General features: G+C 67.9%; 15 protein-coding genes. 3 read left to right on the forward strand and 12 right to left on the reverse strand.

Translation table 11 applies throughout. The features are described 5' to 3' along the window. Positions 1-112: 112 nt before the first annotated feature. From IHD13_RS11555 to IHD13_RS11570, 4 genes are all read right to left on the reverse strand, one after another. Positions 113-886 carry an SDR family NAD(P)-dependent oxidoreductase gene (locus IHD13_RS11555; protein WP_195861201.1) on the reverse strand — a complete coding sequence of 258 codons (774 nt, stop codon included), beginning with the start codon at positions 884-886 and terminating at the stop codon, positions 113-115. Positions 887-901: 15 nt separating this feature from the next. Further along, positions 902-2563 (reverse strand): AMP-binding protein, encoded by a 1662-nt coding sequence (locus IHD13_RS11560; RefSeq protein ID WP_195861202.1) that lies wholly within the window; start codon positions 2561-2563, stop codon positions 902-904. A 184-nt stretch (positions 2564-2747) separates the two neighbouring features. Further along, entirely contained in the window at positions 2748-4178 is a 1431-nt protein-coding gene (locus IHD13_RS11565) for a solute carrier family 23 protein (RefSeq protein ID WP_195861203.1), read from the reverse strand. Between the two features lie 341 nt (positions 4179-4519). Then, a complete protein-coding gene (locus IHD13_RS11570; RefSeq protein ID WP_195861204.1) occupies positions 4520-5098 on the reverse strand; it encodes a TetR/AcrR family transcriptional regulator in 579 nt (192 codons plus the stop codon). Positions 5099-5195: 97 nt separating this feature from the next. Between IHD13_RS11570 and IHD13_RS11575 the strand changes: the two genes are divergently transcribed. Together IHD13_RS11575 and IHD13_RS11580 are read left to right on the forward strand one after the other, a co-directional pair. After that, on the forward strand, positions 5196-6374 hold the full coding sequence (locus tag IHD13_RS11575) for an acetyl-CoA C-acyltransferase (RefSeq protein WP_195861205.1): 1179 nt from the start codon (positions 5196-5198) through the stop codon (positions 6372-6374). A 398-nt stretch (positions 6375-6772) separates the two neighbouring features. Then, positions 6773-7450 carry an NADPH-dependent FMN reductase gene (locus IHD13_RS11580; protein ID WP_195861206.1) on the forward strand — a complete coding sequence of 226 codons (678 nt, stop codon included), beginning with the start codon at positions 6773-6775 and terminating at the stop codon, positions 7448-7450. A gap of 122 nt (positions 7451-7572) precedes the next feature. On the opposite strand, the gene IHD13_RS11585 is transcribed toward IHD13_RS11580, so the two are convergent. Then, a complete protein-coding gene (locus IHD13_RS11585; protein ID WP_195861207.1) occupies positions 7573-8376 on the reverse strand; it encodes an ABC transporter permease in 804 nt (267 codons plus the stop codon). Continuing rightward, complete coding sequence (locus tag IHD13_RS11590) at positions 8367-9002, reverse strand: ABC transporter ATP-binding protein (protein WP_195861208.1); 636 nt, start codon at positions 9000-9002, stop codon at positions 8367-8369. Before IHD13_RS11590 ends, IHD13_RS11585 begins: the two co-directional genes overlap by 10 nt. 151 nt (positions 9003-9153) lie before the next feature. Here IHD13_RS11590 and arsB point away from each other — a divergent pair, with 151 nt between their 5' ends. Continuing rightward, positions 9154-10227 (forward strand): ACR3 family arsenite efflux transporter, encoded by a 1074-nt coding sequence (gene arsB / locus IHD13_RS11595; protein ID WP_195861209.1) that lies wholly within the window; start codon positions 9154-9156, stop codon positions 10225-10227. 57 nt (positions 10228-10284) lie between these two features. Here arsB and IHD13_RS11600 read toward each other — a convergent pair whose 3' ends face one another. The 6 genes from IHD13_RS11600 to pstC form a co-directional block, all read right to left on the reverse strand. Further along, complete coding sequence (locus IHD13_RS11600) at positions 10285-10629, reverse strand: metalloregulator ArsR/SmtB family transcription factor (protein ID WP_195861238.1); 345 nt, start codon at positions 10627-10629, stop codon at positions 10285-10287. A 197-nt stretch (positions 10630-10826) separates the two neighbouring features. After that, positions 10827-12044, reverse strand: a complete 1218-nt coding sequence (gene arsJ / locus IHD13_RS11605; protein ID WP_195861210.1) for an organoarsenical effux MFS transporter ArsJ — start codon at positions 12042-12044, stop codon at positions 10827-10829. Positions 12045-12057: 13 nt separating this feature from the next. Continuing rightward, a complete protein-coding gene (locus IHD13_RS11610) occupies positions 12058-13074 on the reverse strand; it encodes an ArsJ-associated glyceraldehyde-3-phosphate dehydrogenase (protein ID WP_195861211.1) in 1017 nt (338 codons plus the stop codon). 149 nt (positions 13075-13223) lie between these two features. Then, positions 13224-13970, reverse strand: coding sequence for a phosphate ABC transporter ATP-binding protein PstB (pstB, locus tag IHD13_RS11615; protein ID WP_230086267.1), 747 nt, complete (start codon positions 13968-13970; stop codon positions 13224-13226). A 92-nt stretch (positions 13971-14062) separates the two neighbouring features. After that, complete coding sequence (gene pstA / locus IHD13_RS11620) at positions 14063-15421, reverse strand: phosphate ABC transporter permease PstA (RefSeq protein WP_195861212.1); 1359 nt, start codon at positions 15419-15421, stop codon at positions 14063-14065. 7 nt (positions 15422-15428) lie between these two features. Next, positions 15429-16802, reverse strand: a complete 1374-nt coding sequence (gene pstC, locus IHD13_RS11625; RefSeq protein ID WP_195861213.1) for a phosphate ABC transporter permease subunit PstC — start codon at positions 16800-16802, stop codon at positions 15429-15431. Positions 16803-16847: the final 45 nt, after the last annotated feature.

Below are 16847 nucleotides of genomic sequence, written 5' to 3' on the forward strand. Positions count from 1 at the left end.
ATTAAACCAAGCAGCTGGGGCCGATTCGCGCAACTCCAACCGTCAAGCCGTCGCAGGCCCCCTTCCCCGTAGAGGCCCGGGGCTATCCTGGGGGCAGGTCACCCCCTCGGGCTTATTGCATCCGGATCCCGCCATCCAGGCGGATCACCTCGCCGTTGAGCATGGTATTGGTAATGATCTGCTCCGCCAGGCGGGCGAACTCATCGGGCTTGCCGAGACGCTTGGGGAAAGGCACGGCGGCGGAGAGGGCCGCCACCGCGTCTTCGGGGATGTCGCTCATCATCGGCGTCTCGAAGACCCCGGGGGCGATGGCCATTACCCGGATACCGTGCCGGGAGAGCTCCCGGGCCGCCGGCAGGCTCATCCCCACCACCCCGGCCTTGGAGGCGCTGTAGGCGCACTGCCCCACCTGGCCATCGAAGGCGGCGATGGAGGCGGTATTGATGATCACGCCCCGCTCGCCATCCTCGCCCGGCGCATTGCGGGTCATGGCGGCGGCGGCCAGGCGCATCACGTTGAAGCTGCCCACCAGGTTGATCTGGATGGTGCGGGCATAGGCCTCGAGATCCGCGGGGTTGCCCTCCCGGTCCACCAGCTTGGCCACGCTGACCACCCCGGCGCAGTGGATCACCCCCGCCAGGCCGCGCCCCTCGCTGAGCTCGATGGCGGCGTCGATGGCCGCCTGCATGTCCGCTGCCGAGGTCACGTCGCCGCACAGGGCCCGGGCGACCCCGCCCAGGGCCTGGGCCTGGGCCTGGGCCTCGACCTTGTCGCTCAGGTCACTGAGCAGTACCCGGCCGCCGGCGGCCACCAGGCGCTCGGCGGTGGCCGCCCCCAGCCCGGAGGCGGCACCGGTAATCAGGAAAGTCTGGTCTTGAATCTGCATGGGGTTCTCCACGAATTAAGAGGGGGTCGCCGCCGTCTCGTCGGCGGCCTGGGCGCGCAGCTTGAAGCGCTGAATCTTGCCGCTGGGGGTCTTGGGCAGGGTCTCGACGAATTCGATCTCCCGCGGGAAGGCGTGAGTGGAGAGCCGCTCGCGCACCCGCTGACGAATCTCGTCGGCCAGGGCCTCGCTGGGCTCATGGCCCTCCCGCAGCACCACGAAGGACTTGATGATCTCGCCGCGGATCTCGTCGGGCTTGCCCACCGCCGCGGACTCCGCCACCGCCGGATGCGTCAGCACCGAGTTCTCCACATCGGCGGGGCCGACCCGGTAGCCGGCGGTGGTGATGATGTCGTCGTCACGGCCGGCGAACTGGAAGCTGCCATCGGCATTGCGAATCACCACGTCCCCGGTCAAATAGTAGCCCTCGGCGAAGGGGTGCTTCTCCTGCCAGGTGTAACCGGGGAAGAAAAAGGCCGGCGAGCGGGCGATGTCCACCGCCAGCACCCCGGGCTCCCCATCGGGTAGCTCCCGGTACTCGGCATCGAGGATCGCCAGCTGATAACCGGGCATCGGCACCCCCATGCCACCGACATGCTTGGGATGGGCCAGGGCATGGTGGTTGCAGCAGGTCATGCCGGTCTCGGTCTGGCCGTAGTGATCCATCACCGGGCAACCCAGGGCCCGCTCCACCCAGCCGACCACTTCGGTGTTGAGGGGCTCACCGGCGGAACTGGCGACCCGCAGCGACAGCTGCTCGGCGGCCTCGTCGAAGATCCCCGAGGCCTTCATCAGCCGGTAGGCGGTGGGGGCAGCGGCGAAGTTGGTGATGCGGTGGCGCCGCATGAAGTCGAGGGCCCCTTCGGCGCTGAAGCCCGCCTCGCACAGGTGCGTCGTCACCCCCAGCAGCAGGGGCCCGGCGATGGCGTAATAGAGGCCATAGGCCCAGCCGGGGTCGGCCATGTTCCAGAAGCGATCCTCGGGCCTCAGGTCGATGGCCAGCTCCATATAGAGGGCGAAGGCGGGCAGCGCCGAGAGCGGCACCGCCACCCCCTTGGGCTTGCCCACGGTGCCGGAGGTGAACATCTGCAGGAAGGGGGCCTCGGGGGCCAGGCGCGGTGGTGCCTCGGTGAGCGGCGCCTGGGCCAGGGCCTCGGCCCAGGCCAGGTCACCCTCACCGGCACCATCCACATTGAGGATCGGCGGGCAGGCCGCGAGGCCCGCGAACTTGGTCCGGTTCGCGGCATCGGTGATCACCAGGCGGGTCTCGGCCCGGCCCAGGCGATACTCCAGGGCGTCGGGGCCGAAGGCGGTGAACAGCGGCTGATAGACCGCGCCGATCCGCCAGGTCGCCAGCACCGTGACCAGCAGCGCCGGGGTACGCGGCAACATGCAGGCGATGCGATCCCCCTCCCCCAGGCCGCGGGCCTTGAACCAGCCGGCCAGCCTGGCGCTCTGGGCATCCAGCTCGGCATAGGTGAGGCGGCTGACGCTGCCGTCCAGCCCCTCCTGGACCAGGGCTTCCACCTCGCCGCGTCCCTCGCGCAGGTGGCGGCCACAGCAGGCCTCGAAGGCGTTGAAGCGGCCATCCCGGTGATCGTCGAGGCGCGCGATCAACGCCTCCAGGGAGAAGCCTTCCAGGTAGCTGGCGTAGTCGGTCTGGGTCGCGGTGATGCTCATGACGTGCCCTCTTGTGATTGTTGTCGAAGCGACGGCGTCGCCGGCCTTCGATCTATCCTTGACGTAAACGTTAACCAAGCAAGCGCTCGGTTCAAGCTAGTGGCTCACCCGGCGAGAGGCAAGCCCTGTGGCACCGGGACGACTACGACCTTGGTCGAGCCGCCCCGAGCCCCGGCGATACCCCCTAGCGGGGCTGGGCGGCGCCCGTGTCGGCGGAGACCGCCGACGTCTCACTCTGTGTGGCCTCCTCGTCGATGGCCTCCTCGGGGATCGCCTCCCGGGCCTCGCGCCCCAGCAGGTTCTGCTTCTCCACCAGGTAGTAGAGCACCACCCCGGCGGCCAGGCCCCAGCCGGCGCCATACACCGCCAGCACCACCGCCATGGTGCCGGCCACGCCCCGCTCGGCGGTGGTCTGGGTCTGCTCGATGCCCACCATCAGGCAGATGTAGCCGGTCAGCAGCAGGGTCAGCGACAGGGCGATGGGCAGCACCGGCTGGAAGAGGCTGACCAGCGGCAGCATGAAGAGGGCGAAGAAGCCGGTAATCCAGAAGGTGCCGGCCCCGCTGAAGATGGAGTCCATGGCCCGGCGCCCGTGCTTGTAGCGCTCCGCCATGGTGGCGGTCACCGCGGTCCAGATGGGCCCGGCGAGCCCCGGGTAGGGGGCGAAGAAGGCGTGAATCAGGTTGCGCAGGCCGGTGACATGGTGAATGCGGTCGGTGCTGTAGTCGATCTTCTCGTCCCGGCGCAGGTGGTCGGCCCGGGACATCAGGGAGCGCCCCACCAGGATGTCACCGAAGGCGATCACATAGGCGATGATGGCGGTGGGAATGGCCAGCAGGAAGACCTCGATACCGGGGAAGCCGACGGTGAAGGGCAGGTAGTTCCATAGCTCGCCGAAGTTGGGCTGGGTGATGCCGAACTCCACCGTGGGGCGCGGGTACTCGTTGAGGGCCCAGGCGATCAGGATGGCGGCGATCATGCCCGGCACCATGCCGTAGTTGGCGATCTTGCGAAACAGCACATGGCGGGCCACCCAGCCGCGGAAGGCCACCGAGAAGAGCATGAAGACCGAGAGCAGCATTCCCAGCACCAGGGAGATGGGCGTTTCCGCCAGGCGGCCGCCGGGCTGGATCTCGCCGGTGATGGCGGCGATGCCGGCACCGATGATGATGCCCGCCTGCAGGGAGTTGGGCACCAGGTGCACCAGGCGTCGCCCCAGGCCGGTGATGCCCATCACGAAGAAGATCACGAAGACCAGGAACTGCAGGGCGAAGAGCGCCTGGATCGCCTCCGGCCCCGGGGCGAAGTCCCCCAGGAAGACCAGCACCACCGGCACCGCCGGGGTGATCCAGCCCGGCACCAGGGGTACACCCAGCAGGGCCGGCAGCATGAAACCGATGCCGCAGATCACCACATAGGCCAGGGCCACGTCGTAGGGCACGCCCAGGTACTGGTCGAGCAGCGGAATGGCGCTGAGGCTGACCACGAACATGATCAGCGCCTGGATCATCTCGGCGGTTTCCCAGCGGTAGTGGACGAAGGGCAGGCGAATCTTGAAGGGCCCCGCGGGCCAGTAGGGTTGTTCGTCACCCTCGCGACGGTGCTTGAGTTGCATGGCTCTCTCCGGCCGCTCGAGGCGGCACTCCGTGGTGGTTGTCCTTGTGCGAGCAGGCCCGGGCCAGGGAGGGCGCCGGGATCGCCGGCCGCCGAGTCCGGCAGGGGTGGCCGGATGGCAAGGGACTCGAGGAGCGGCGGGGTGCTACCGCTGACCACTCGGGGCCGGGTGGGCGCGAGTGGCGTCGCCTGACGGATCAAATTTGCACTTTACGTAAACGTAAACTTGCAAAACCAAGCAAGCGCTTGGTACAACGCTAAGGCGAAAGGGGAAGGCTCGGCAAGGCGACCGGGACTAGACCATGGTCGAGCGGGCCGCCCGAACGGGCGGCAATGAAGCATTCAGCGCGCAGGAGGAGTGATCATGGCGATCAGTTCGCGGGCCAGCTCTTCGGGGGTTCTCGACCCCTCGGGGTCGTACCAGCGCACCGTCCAGTTGAGGGCCCCCAGCACGAAGCGCGAGACCAGGAACTTGTCGCCATGAATCAGGCCGGCCTCCAGGGCATCCCCCACCACCTCCTGCCACAATGCCTCATAGGCGTCGCGCAGGTGGCTGAGGTGGGCCCGGGACTCGGCGTCCAGGCGCCGCCATTCGTAGAGGGCCACCACATGGGCGTTGCGGTCGGTGAGCAGGGTCTCGAGGTGTGCCCGGGCCATGGCGTGAAGGCGCGCCTCCGGGGTGGACGCACAGGCCTCCAGGGCCTCCCGGGCGATGGCCAGGGCATTCTGGGTGCCCTCCTCGATCACCGCGCAGAGGATCTCCTGCTTGTCGCGGAAGTGATGGAAGAGGCTACCGGACTTGATGCCCATCTCCTGGGCCAGCATGCGCACCGTGGTGCGATCGAAGCCCTCCTGGACGAACAGCTGGGCCGCCAGGCGCGTCAGTTCCCGGCGGCGTGGAGAATCATTCACGACATTCATCCTGTTTACACTAGCGCTTGCTTGGTTATGCTGACAGCAAACCATGGCCCCGCCCGAGGGTCAACGAGATAGCGCCCCATCATCAAGGAGAACCACCATGAACGACGTCGTCATTCTTTCCGCGGCTCGTACCCCCATGGGCGGCCTGCAGGGCAGCCTGTCGAGCCTCACCGCCCCGCAGTTGGCCGCGGTGGCGACCCGGGCCGCCATCGAGCGGGCCGGCATCGCGGCAAGCGCGATCGACGAGGGGATCTTCGGCTGCGTGCTGCCCGCCGGGGTCAAGCAGGGGCCGGCCCGCCAGGCGATGCGCCAGGCCGGCATCCCCGATGGGGTCGGTGCCACCACCATCAACAAGCTGTGCGGCTCCGGCATGAAGGCCACCATGCTGGCCCATGACCTGATCCGCGCCGGTTCCGGCGAGGTGCTGCTGGCCGGCGGCATGGAGTCCATGTCCAATGCCCCCCACCTGCTGACCAAGGCGCGCAGTGGCTACCGCCTGGGGCATGGCGAGCTCAAGGACCATATGTTCCTGGATGGCCTGGAGGATGCCGAGACCGGCAAGCTGATGGGCGGCTTCGCCCAGGAAATCGCTACCCAGCGGGGCTATAGCCGCGAGCGCATGGACGACTTCGCCATCGCCTCCCTGGAGCGTGCCATGGCTGCCCAGGAGGCGGGCCACCTGGAGGCCGAGATGGCCCCGGTGACGGTCACCAGTCGCCAGGGCGAGACCCGGGTCGCCCACGACGAGCAACCCTTCCAGGCCAAGATCGACAAGATCCGCGGCCTGCGCCCGGCCTTCGCCAAGGACGGCACCATCACCGCCGCCAATGCCAGCTCCATCTCCGACGGCGCCTCGGCGCTGATCCTGGCCAGCCAGGCCGCCGCAGAGCGCCATGGGGCCACGCCCCTGGCGCGAATCCTCGGCCACAGCACCCACTCTCAGCACCCCAGCGAGTTCACCATCGCCCCGGTGGGCGCCATCGACAAGCTGCTCAAAAAGCTCGGCTGGGGCGTGGGTGACGTCGACCTCTTCGAGATTAACGAGGCCTTCGCGGTGGTGACCCTGCTGGCCATGGACGGGCTCGACATTCCCCACGACAAGGTGAATGTCTTCGGCGGCGCCTGCGCCCAGGGCCACCCCATCGGCTCCACCGGCTCGCGGATCATCGCCACCCTGGTGCACGCCCTGCGCACCACCGGCGGCAAGCGTGGCATCGCCAGCCTGTGCATCGGTGGCGGCGAGGCCACCGCCATCGCCGTGGAACTGATGGATTGAAGAAAGCAGACCGGCGGATCGCCAGCCTTGTCCTGTTCCACCCCAGCGGCGGCGAGGCCACCGCCATCGCCGTGGAACTGATGGATTGAAGGGAGGCAACCCAGCGGCGGCGCAGCCATCACGATGGCGGTCGAGCTCATCGACTGATGGGGGCTTCCCCCATCGAGACCCCGTCGGGCGGCCTGTAGGCCGCCCGACGGCATTCGGGGCAGGCCGAGGAAAGCGCCTGCCCCATTGGGGTAGCAAGCAATAGGTATCGCCCCTACAGGACCAAGGGTGCCATCACGGCAAACCTCGCGTCGTCACAAGAGCGCATCGCACCGGCGATGCTATCCGCCGAATGCCCGGAAAAGCCTGCTAGGGTAGACGGATCCCCCACCGCATTAGGAACCATCATTATGCCCCATTACCTGGTCTTTCTCGGCTCGGCCCGGGAGAGCACACCGCCGGCCCCCGCCCGACTCGGCTTGCGGGTGGCTCGCGCTTGCGTCCGGTTACTGGAGGCCAATGGCGCCAGCGTGGAGCTGATCGATCCGCTGGACCTCGAGCTCGGCGCCGTCTTCAAGCCGCACTTCGCCTATGCGAGATCGAAGGTGCCCGCGCCCCTGGAGGCCCTGGCCGGGAAGATCGCGGCCGCCGATGGCTACGTGATGGTCAGCCCCGAGTACAACCACGCCATGAGCCCGGCGCTCTCGCACCTGCTCAACCACTTCGGCAGCTCGCTATTCGCCTTCAAGCCCAGCGCCATCGTCACCTATTCGGCGGGCCAGTGGGGGGGCGCCCGGGCGGCGGTGTCCATGCGCAGCTTCCTCGCGGAGCTCGGCTGCCTGCCGGTCTCGGCGATGATTCATGTCCCCAAGGCCCAGGAAGCGTTAGATGACGATGGCCGCTTTCGCGAGGCCCCGGATCGCTGGGCCGGCTACTTCGGACGCACCCTCGGCCAGCTCGACTGGTGGGCCGAGGCCGCCGCCACCCATCGCCTGAGGCAGGATCCCCGCGAGGTCTCGCCGGCTTTCCTGCGCGCCCCGGATCAGCGCAACGCGCCGGCCGCCGGGGAAGCCCGGGAGCAGGAGTGACTTCCCAACCATTCGTTCGGGGGTCGGGCAGGCATGGGCGACATCTTTCGATGGCCACGCCAGTCCAGGGGGCCGATCACCATCATGAGGGTGAACCGGCGCCCGCCATCAGGCGGGCGCCCTTATTTCCGCGGCGGCGCCAGGCGGTCCAGGCGCAGCCGCTCCCGGGAGTCGAACAGCCGCCGGCTGCCCGCCGCCACCGCCGCCAGGGCGCCGAAGCCGGTGCCCAGGGCGATGGCGAACATGATCAGGATCTGGTACTTCACCGCCAGTCCCGGTGCCGTGCCGGCCAGGATCTGCCCGGTCATCATCCCCGGCAGGCTGACCAGCCCCGCCGCCGCCATGCCGTTGATGGTGGGCATCAGGCCACTGCGCATGGCCTCGCGGCGAATATCGCCGATCGCCTCCTGCCAGGGCTGACCCAGCATCAGGCGATTCTCGATCACGCCCCGCTGGCGCCAGGCGCTCTCGGTGAGCCGGTCCAGGGCCAGGGCGACCCCGGTCATGGTATTGCCCAGCAGCATGCCCAGTAGTGGAATGGCGTACTGGGGCCGGTACCAGGGGTCGGGGCCGATGATCACCGTCAAGGTCAGGACGGTCACGGCGAAGGAAGAGAGGAACATCGCCAGGGTGCCGATGCCGAAGGCCCAGCCGCCGCGCAGCCGGCGCTGCTGGCGGGCCATCACTTCGCGCCCGGCGATCAGCAGCATGGCCAGGGCCATCAGGGCGACCCACAGCAGGCGCTCGGCGGCGAACAGCGCCTCCAGCACCAGGCCGATCAGCGCCAGCTGCACCACGGTGCGGGTGGCGGCGATCAGCAGACTGCGCCCGACCCCCAGGCGCATGGCCGCCGTGCAACCGGCCAGTGCCACCACCATGACGGCGGCCAGGGCCAGTTGCCACCAGCTCAGGGCGATCACGTCCATGGGCGGGGCTCCCTCTCGACCAGCCGCTGGCCCTCGATCTGCCAGTGGCGATGCGCTACCCGGCGAATCTGTTCCCGGTCGTGAGCCACCCAGAGGGTCGGCCAGCCCCGTTGCCGCAGGCGCTCGCTCAACCAGGCCTCTACCGCCCGGGTCGTGGCCTCGTCCAGGTTGGCGGTGGGTTCGTCCAGCAGCAACGCCCCGGGCTCGCCAGGGTGTTGATCCAATACCGTGATGGCACGCAGCAGCGCCAGGCGCTGCTTCTCCCCCGAGGAGAGCCGGGCCACCTCCCACTCCAACACCCCGGCCGTGAAGCCCAGGGCGGCGAGGTCCGCCTCGGCGGGCGGCGTCACCAGGTGCTCGCCGACCCACTCCGCCCACCAGTGACTCTCGGCGGGTACCAGCATCACCCGGGCCCGCCATTGGTGGGCCGGTAGCGACGCGCATGGTGTCTCCCCCAGCCAGGCCTCGCCCTTATGGGGCTCCAGGTCGGCGATGGCCCGCAGCAGCCGGCTCTTGCCGCTGCCGCTGGCCCCGGAGAGGCAGACGACCTCGCCGGGAACCAGGGTCAGACCCACGCCCCGCAGGGCGCCAATGCTCAGGGCCTCGAGTCTCAGGGCCGCGCCCATATCACCTCCCTCTCATCCATGATGGCCACTCATCCTACCCCGGCTCGCGAGCCGGCGCTGCCACGGCCGGGCCCCAACGGTTTACATATGTGCTTATGCGTATATCATCAAGCGAAACGCCCTCGATCCACGCCTTGCTGCGGAGCCTCCCATGCCCCCATCCACGAGTTCTCACGCCCCCAGTACCGCCGAAGGCATGGGGCGATTCGAGCGCTTCCTCTCGGTCTGGGTGGCCCTGGCCATCGTCGCCGGGGTACTGCTCGGCCAGTTCGCCCCGGCGGTACCCGAGACCCTGTCGCGCTTCGAGGTCGCCCAGGTCTCGATCCCGGTGGCGGTGCTGATCTGGGCGATGATCTTTCCGATGATGGCACAGATCGACTTTGCCGCCGTACTCGGCGTGCGCCGCCAACCCAAGGGGCTGGTCATCACCACCACGGTGAACTGGCTGATCAAGCCCTTCAGCATGTTCGCCATCGCCTGGTTCTTCCTGATGGTGGTGTTCCGCCCCTTCATTCCCGAGGAGCTCGCCAGCCAGTACCTGGCCGGCGCCATCCTGCTGGGGGCCGCCCCCTGCACCGCCATGGTCTTCGTGTGGAGCACCCTGACCCGGGGCGATGCCGCCTACACCCTGGTGCAGGTGTCCCTCAACGACCTGATCATGCTGTTCGCCTTCGCCCCCATCGTGGTGCTACTGCTCGGTATCTCCAATATTCAGGTGCCCTGGGATACCGTGGTGCTATCGGTGGTGCTGTATATCGTGATACCGCTGACCGCCGGCGTCCTGACCCGGCGCATCCTGGTCAGGCGCCACGGCAGCGAGTGGTATGACAACGTCTTTATGAAGCATATTGGCCCGGTGACACCGATTGGGCTGATCATCACCCTGGTGCTGCTGTTCGCCTTCCAGGGCGAGGTCATCCTCGCCAACCCGCTGCATATCGTGCTGATCGCCATCCCGCTGATTCTCCAGACCTTCCTGATCTTCTTTATCGCCTACGGCTGGGCCAAGGCCTGGAAGGTGCCCCACAACGTGGCCGCCCCGGGGGCGATGATCGGTGCCAGCAACTTCTTCGAGCTGGCCGTGGCCGCCGCCATCGCCCTGTTTGGCCTGCAGTCCGGGGCGGCGCTGGCCACGGTGGTGGGGGTGCTGGTGGAGGTGCCGCTGATGCTGGCCCTGGTGCGCATCGCCAACCAGACCCGGCAGCACTTCCCCAGTGCCGCCTGATCCGGCCCTCGGTCGAGACCGGTGTTAACACCGCGCCGAGGCAGGGCCTGCCGGGTATCAACAGAGCGCCGAACGCCGCTCCGGGCGGTTGCCCATGCAGCCGAGCCGGGCCTGGAGGGCCGAGAGGCGCGGCCCCTCCCCCGCCTCGGCGGCCTCCAGTACCTGGTGAGCCCAGTCGGGTAGGGTCGCGGCCAGGCGATAGTAGACCCACTGGCCGTCGCGGCGGTCGCTGAGCAGCTCGCAGGCGCGCAGCTGGGCCAGGTGGCGGGAGACCTTGGGCTGGGAAGCCTCCAGGGCATGGGTCAGCTCGCAGACGCAGAGCTCCCCCTCCCGGTGGATCAACAGCACCAGCAACAAGCGCGTCTCGTCCCCCAGGCACTTAAACAGACGAATGGCTTCCAGAAATCACCTCCTTCGAGGGCATCGGGCTCAGGCGGCCCGACATGGCAGGGCCCCCCAGGCACTTAAACAGACGAATGGCTTCCAGGAATCGCCTCCTTCGAGGGCATCGGGCTCAGGCGGCCCGACATGGCAGGGCCCCCCAGGCACTTAAACAGACGAATGGCTTCCAGAAATCACCTCCTTCGAGGGCATCGGGCTCAGGCAGGCTGACGGGGCAGCCCCAGGGCCAGCAGGGCACTGGCCGCCACCAGGGCCGCGGCCACCCACAGGCAGGCGCTGAGCCCGTACTGCATATAGAGCCAGCCCGACAGCAGGGTACCGATCAGCCGCCCCATGGCGTTGGCCATGTAGTAGAAGCCCACGTCCATGGAGACCCCGTCGGCCCGGGCATAGTGGACGATCAGGTAGCTGTGCCAGCTGGAATTGATGGCGAAGAGCACGCCGAAAGCCAGCAAGCCTAGCACCAGCCAGGAGACCGCTTCCAGCGGCAAGAGCGCCAGCCCCACCCCGAGCAGGGCCAGCGCCGCCGCCCAGCCGGCGGTGAGGCGGCGCGCCTCGCCATGAATCAGCCGGGTCAGCCGCGGCGCCTGGGTCTGGACGCCGCCATAGCCGATCACCCAGATCGCCAGCAGGCCGCCCACCGTCCAGTGGCTCCAGCCGTGCTGTTCATGGAGGAAGACCGGCAACGCCACCACGAACCAGACGTCCCGGGAGGCGAACAGGCAGAGCCGCGCCGCCGAGAGCACGTTCACCGCCCGCGACTTGGAGAACACCTCGCTGAACCTGGGCTTGCGCTTGAGCCGCCCCAGGTCGGCCTTGAGCCGCCACAGCGACAGCCCCAGCACGGCCACGAGCATCAGCGCCATGGCCAGCACCGCGCCCTGGAAACCGATCAGCGTCAGCAGGGCCCCGCCGAGGAAGAAGCCGGCCCCCTTGAGGGCGTTCTTGGAACCGGTGAGGATCGCCACCCAGCGGTAGAGGGCGCTGCCGGCATTGGCGCTGTCCTGGGGCACCAGCACCTTGACCGCGCTCTTGGCGCTCATCTTGTTGAGGTCCTTGGCGATCCCCGAGAGCGCCTGGGCGGCCATCACCCACACCACGGTGAGCAGCTCCGCCGGCACCAGCAGCATGGCGAGCGCGACGATCTGCAAACCGAGGCCGACGTTCATGGTGCGGTTGAGCCCGAGGCGCGCCCCCAGCCAGCCCCCCACCAGGTTGGTGACTACCCCGAAGGCCTCGTAGAAGAGGAACAGCAGGGCCACCTCCAGCGGCGAGTAGCCGAGCTGGCTGAAGTAGAGCACCACCAGCATGCGCAGGGCGCCGTCGGTGAGGGTAAAGGCCCAGTAGTTGCCGGTGATCAGCAGGTACTGGCGCACCTCGAAGGGCAGCGCCCGCAGCCGGGCGCCCAGGGACATGCCCCCTCCCCCACTAACCACGGGCCACCTTGAGGGCCAGCTCGGCGGTGCGGTTGGCGTAGCCCCACTCGTTGTCGTACCAGGCGTAGAGCTTGAGCTGGGTGCCGTTCACCACCAGGGTCGAGGGCGCATCGACGATGGAGCTGCGCGGGTCGGTGCGGTAATCGATGGAGACCAGCGGCCGCTCCTCGTAGCCCAGGATACCGGCCAGTTCGCCCTCGGCGGCGGCCTTGAGCGCCCCATTGACCTCCTCGGCGGTGACCTCCCGCGCCAGCTCGAAGACCATGTCGGTGAGGGAGGCGTTGGCCAGGGGCACCCGCACGGCGTGGCCGTTGAGCTTGCCCGTAAGCTCCGGGAAGATGGCGGTGATCGCCTTGGCAGAGCCGGTGGTGGTGGGGATCAGGCTCATGCCGCAGGCCCGGGCCCGGCGCAGGTCCTTGTGGGGGGCATCGAGGATGCTCTGGGTATTGGTGATATCGTGCACCGTGGTCATGGAGCCGTGGCGGATGCCGTAGGTCTCGTGGATCACCTTGACCACCGGGGCCAGGCAGTTGGTGGTGCAACTGGCGGCGGTGACGATACGGTGCGTCGCCGGGTCATAGCGGTCGTCGTTGACCCCCATCACCACATTGAGCACTCCGTCTTCCTTGACCGGGGCACTGACCACCACCCGCGCCACCCCCTGCTCCAGGTAGGCCTGGAGCTTCTCCGTGGTCTTCATCTTGCCGGAGCACTCGATGGCCACCGCGCAGGTCGACCAGTCGCTGTCGGCCAGCTCCCGGTTGCCGCTGAAGGGGATCACGTGCCCATCGATGACGATGGCCTCCCCCTCGGCGCGGATGCCCTGCCCCGGGCTCCAGTGCCCATGCACGGAGTCGAACTCCAGCAGGTGCGCGAAGGTGGCGGCGTCGCCGCCCGGGTCGTTGATCCGGGCGATCGTCACCTCGCCGGTCTCGACCCGCGCCCAGAGCGCCCGCAGTGTCAGCCGACCGATGCGTCCCAGGCCGTTGATTCCGATAGTCAGTGCCATCCTACCCTTCTCCTTGACGAGCCCTGCCCGGGGGCAAGGCGCCCATATGAACATTCACATTAGCATATGTATAAAGACAAAAAAGTGACCGTCCAAGCGACGGTCAGGCAGCGGTCGGGCGCCGGCCCTGAGGCCGGCGCCAAACGACGTTAGCCGAAACGGCCGGTGATATAGTCGTGGGTGCGCTGATCGCTGGGGTTGGTGAAGATCTGGTCGGTGGTGTCCACTTCCACCAGATCCCCCATATGGAAGAAGGCGGTACGATCCGCGACCCGGGCCGCCTGTTGCATGTTGTGAGTGACCATCACGATGGTGTAGCTGTCGCTGAGCTCATCGATCAACTGCTCCACCTTGGCGGTGGCGATGGGATCCAGGGCCGAACAGGGCTCGTCCATCAGGATCACCTCGGGGCTGACGGCGATGGTTCGGGCGATGCACAGGCGTTGCTGCTGGCCCCCGGAGAGGCCGGTACCGGGCTGGTCGAGGCGATCCTTGACCTCCTCCCAGAGGCCGGCCCGGCGCAGGCTGCCTTCGACGATATCGTCCAGCTCGCTGCGCCGCCTGGCCAGGCCATGCAGCCGCGGCCCGTAGGCGATGTTCTCGTAGATCGACTTGGGGAAGGGGTTGGGCTTCTGGAAGACGATGCCCACCTGGGCCCGCAGCAGCACCACATCGAGGCTGGGGTCATAGATATCGCTCTCATCCAGCTGCACCCGCCCCTCGACCCGACAACCGGGAATGGTGTCGTTCATGCGATTGAGGCAACGCAGGAAGGTCGACTTGCCGCAACCGGAGGGGCCAATAAAGGCCACCACCTCGTTCTCGTGAATATCCAGGTCGATGCCGTGGAGGGCCTCGGTGTCGCCATAGTGCACCTTGACCTGCCGAGCGCGCATCTTGATCCGCTCGCTGGCCTTGCTGGTACGGCTATTGCCGGCCCCCAGGGGAGTGGGTGTCTCGATTGCCGCTTTTGTTGCCATGTTCATCGTTACCACCTCGTCTCGAATCGCTTGCGCAGCCAGATGGCCAGCGCATTGAGGCTCAGCATCAGGCCCAGCAGCACGATGATCGCCGCCGAGGTGCGCGCCTCGAAGAAGTTGCGTAGTTCATTGCCCTGCCACAGGTAGATCTGCACCGGCAGGGCCGTGGACTGCTCCAGGGGCGTACCCGGCACATTGGCCACGAAGGCATTCATGCCGATCAGCAGCAGCGGCGCGGTCTCGCCCAGGGCCTGGGCGACCCCCAGGATGGAGCCGGTGAGGATCCCCGGCAGCGCCAGGGGCAGCACATGATGAAAGACCGTCTGTACCCGTGAGGCACCGATGCCCAGCGCCGCCTGACGAATCGAGCCGGGAATCGAGCGCAGCGCCGCCCGGGTCGCGATGATGATGGTGGGCAGGGTCATCAGGGTCAGTACCAGTCCCCCCACCAGGGGTGCCGAGAGCGGCAGCCCCAGGTAACCGATGAAGATCGCCGCCCCCAGCAGGCCGAAGACGATGGAGGGCACCGCTGCCAGGTTGTTGATATTGATCTCGATCAGGTCGGTGAGGCGGTTCCGGGGCGCGAACTCCTCGAGATAGATGGCACTCGCCACGCCCAGGGGCACCGCCAGCAGTATCACCACCAGCATCATGAATAGCGACCCCATGAAGGCGCCGGCCAGACCCGCCGAGGCCAGCGAACTACGGGAGTCCGGGTTGAGGAAGAGTGCCGTGCTGAAGGCATTGGTGATCACACCCCGGTCATGCAGGGCATCCGCCCAGGCCCGGGTCTGGGCGCTCAACTGCTGCTGATGATCGGGCAGGCTGCGGTCGATATTGCCTTTCAACCAGACATCCACGTTGGCGCTGGCGAGCAGCTTGAGGGACCGCGTCTGGCCCAGCAGATCGGGGTCCTCGATAAAGCGGTCGCGCAGGGCGAACCGCTCGCCGGAAGCGATCAGGGCGCGCAGGTCACGGGCCTGACGGGCCTCCACCTCGCCCAGCTCCGCCATCAGGGCGCGATCGAGCAGTTGCTGCCAGTTGACCATCCCCACCTGACCCTGCCAGGCCAGATGACGCTCGCGGAAGTCGGCCTCGCTTTCGCCGGGGCCCCGCTCGGGCTTGGCCTCGACGCGGATCACCTCGGGATCGAAGTGGACATCCAGCGTGAAGGTGGCCTGCCAGAAGGCCGGCACGCCACGCATCAGGATGCTGGCGAAGAGAATCGCCACCAGCCCCATGCCGAGGATCACGGCGCCCAGCCCCAGCCGACGGAAGCGGCGCTCCCGGGCATGGCGGCGCTTCAGCGAGGCCTCGATCAGGTCCCGTCGGCGCGAGTGGTCGACGCTTGCGGAAGTCGGAGTCATCGGGACCTCACTCATATTGCTGGCGATATTTGCGCACCACGAGCAGTGCGATGACGTTCAGGCCCAGGGTGATGACGAACAGGGTCAAGCCCAGGGCGAAGGCGACCAGCGACTGGGGGCTGGCGAAGTCCATGTCGCCGGTCAGCTGATTGACGATGGTGACCGTGATGGTGGAGACCGCCTCGAAGGGATTGCCGTGCAGCACCGGGTTATTGCCCGCCGCCAGCACCACGATCATGGTCTCACCGATGGCGCGACTGGCGGCCAGCAGGAAGGCGCCAACGATCCCCGGCAGGGCCGCCGGCAAGACCACCTGGCGGATGGTCTCCGACTTGGTGGCGCCGAGCCCCAGGGCCCCGTCCCGCAGGGCCTTGGGCACCTGGGTGATGATGTCGTCGGAGAGCGAGGAGACGAAGGGGATGATCATGATCCCCATCACCAGGCCGGCGGTCAGGGCACTGGTGGTACGAATGCTGATGCCGATCAGGTCGCCGAGATCGGAGAGGAAGGGCCCGATCACGATCAGCGCGAAGAAGCCGTAGACGATGGTGGGAATCCCGGCCAGCACCTCGATCACCGGCTTGGCGACATTGCGCAGCCAGGGCGGCGCATATTCGGCCATGTAGATCGCGGTCATCAGGCCCACGGGGATCGCCACCAACAGGGCAATCCCGCTGACCATCAGGGTACCCCAGAGCAGCGGCAGGAGCCCGAACTCGCCCTGGCTGTCGGTCCCGGAGGTGCTGAAGCGGGGGTTCCAGGTGGTGCCCAGGAAGAAGTCCAGGGGGCTGACGAAGCGGAAGAAGTTGAGCGCCTCGCCCAGCATCGACAGCACGATCCCCACGGTGGTGAGAATGGCCACCGCCGAGCTCATCGCCAGGGCCACCATGATCACCCGCTCGACCTGGTTGCGGGCGCGCAGGGAGGGCGAGACGCGCCCCCGGGCATGAACCAGACCCGCCACCGCGACCACGGCCATCGCCGCGACCAGGATCAGGCGCCCCAGGGAGTCCAGTCGGGCCAGGTGCGCCGCCGCCGCCAGCTCCGCCTCGCTACCGCCGGAGGAGACCCGGTTGCCCGCCGCCAGGGCCGCGGCCCGACGCATGAAGGTGGCAAACTCCCGTTCGCCCAGGGCCAGCACCTCGGGGGGCAGCTGACGAATCACCAGTTGCTCCACCAGTTGTGGCCCCAGCAGGCTCCACAGCAGCAATAGGCCGAGTGCCGGCAGGCCACACCACAGGGCCACCAGCACGCCATAATAGCCGGGGCGCGAGTGCAACCGGCGCGGCCCCTGGGCCAGGGCACGACTGCGTGTCAGGCCGACCTGGTAGGCCAGGGCCATCACGCAAAGCACACTAGCGATCAGTACGAGATTATTCATCCTCTCTCCGCATCACTGCGGCCGGGGCCCCGACGGGCCCCGGCC

It is taken from the genome of Halomonas sp. 328 (genome assembly GCF_015645095.1).
GTDB lineage: Bacteria > Pseudomonadota > Gammaproteobacteria > Pseudomonadales > Halomonadaceae > Bisbaumannia.

Coding starts and splice junctions, on each gene's coding strand:
- IHD13_RS11555 (WP_195861201.1), bottom strand. CDS start 886: ATGCAGATTCAAGACCAGACTTTCCTGATTACCGGTGCCGCCTCCGGG.
- IHD13_RS11560 (WP_195861202.1), bottom strand. CDS start 2,563: ATGAGCATCACCGCGACCCAGACCGACTACGCCAGCTACCTGGAAGGC.
- IHD13_RS11565 (WP_195861203.1), bottom strand. CDS start 4,178: ATGCAACTCAAGCACCGTCGCGAGGGTGACGAACAACCCTACTGGCCC.
- IHD13_RS11570 (WP_195861204.1), bottom strand. CDS start 5,098: ATGAATGTCGTGAATGATTCTCCACGCCGCCGGGAACTGACGCGCCTG.
- IHD13_RS11575 (WP_195861205.1), top strand. CDS start 5,196: ATGAACGACGTCGTCATTCTTTCCGCGGCTCGTACCCCCATGGGCGGC.
- IHD13_RS11580 (WP_195861206.1), top strand. CDS start 6,773: ATGCCCCATTACCTGGTCTTTCTCGGCTCGGCCCGGGAGAGCACACCG.
- IHD13_RS11585 (WP_195861207.1), bottom strand. CDS start 8,376: ATGGACGTGATCGCCCTGAGCTGGTGGCAACTGGCCCTGGCCGCCGTC.
- IHD13_RS11590 (WP_195861208.1), bottom strand. CDS start 9,002: ATGGGCGCGGCCCTGAGACTCGAGGCCCTGAGCATTGGCGCCCTGCGG.
- arsB (WP_195861209.1), top strand. CDS start 9,154: ATGCCCCCATCCACGAGTTCTCACGCCCCCAGTACCGCCGAAGGCATG.
- arsJ (WP_195861210.1), bottom strand. CDS start 12,044: ATGTCCCTGGGCGCCCGGCTGCGGGCGCTGCCCTTCGAGGTGCGCCAG.
- IHD13_RS11610 (WP_195861211.1), bottom strand. CDS start 13,074: ATGGCACTGACTATCGGAATCAACGGCCTGGGACGCATCGGTCGGCTG.
- pstB (WP_230086267.1), bottom strand. CDS start 13,970: ATGCGCGCTCGGCAGGTCAAGGTGCACTATGGCGACACCGAGGCCCTC.
- pstA (WP_195861212.1), bottom strand. CDS start 15,421: ATGACTCCGACTTCCGCAAGCGTCGACCACTCGCGCCGACGGGACCTG.
- pstC (WP_195861213.1), bottom strand. CDS start 16,802: ATGAATAATCTCGTACTGATCGCTAGTGTGCTTTGCGTGATGGCCCTG.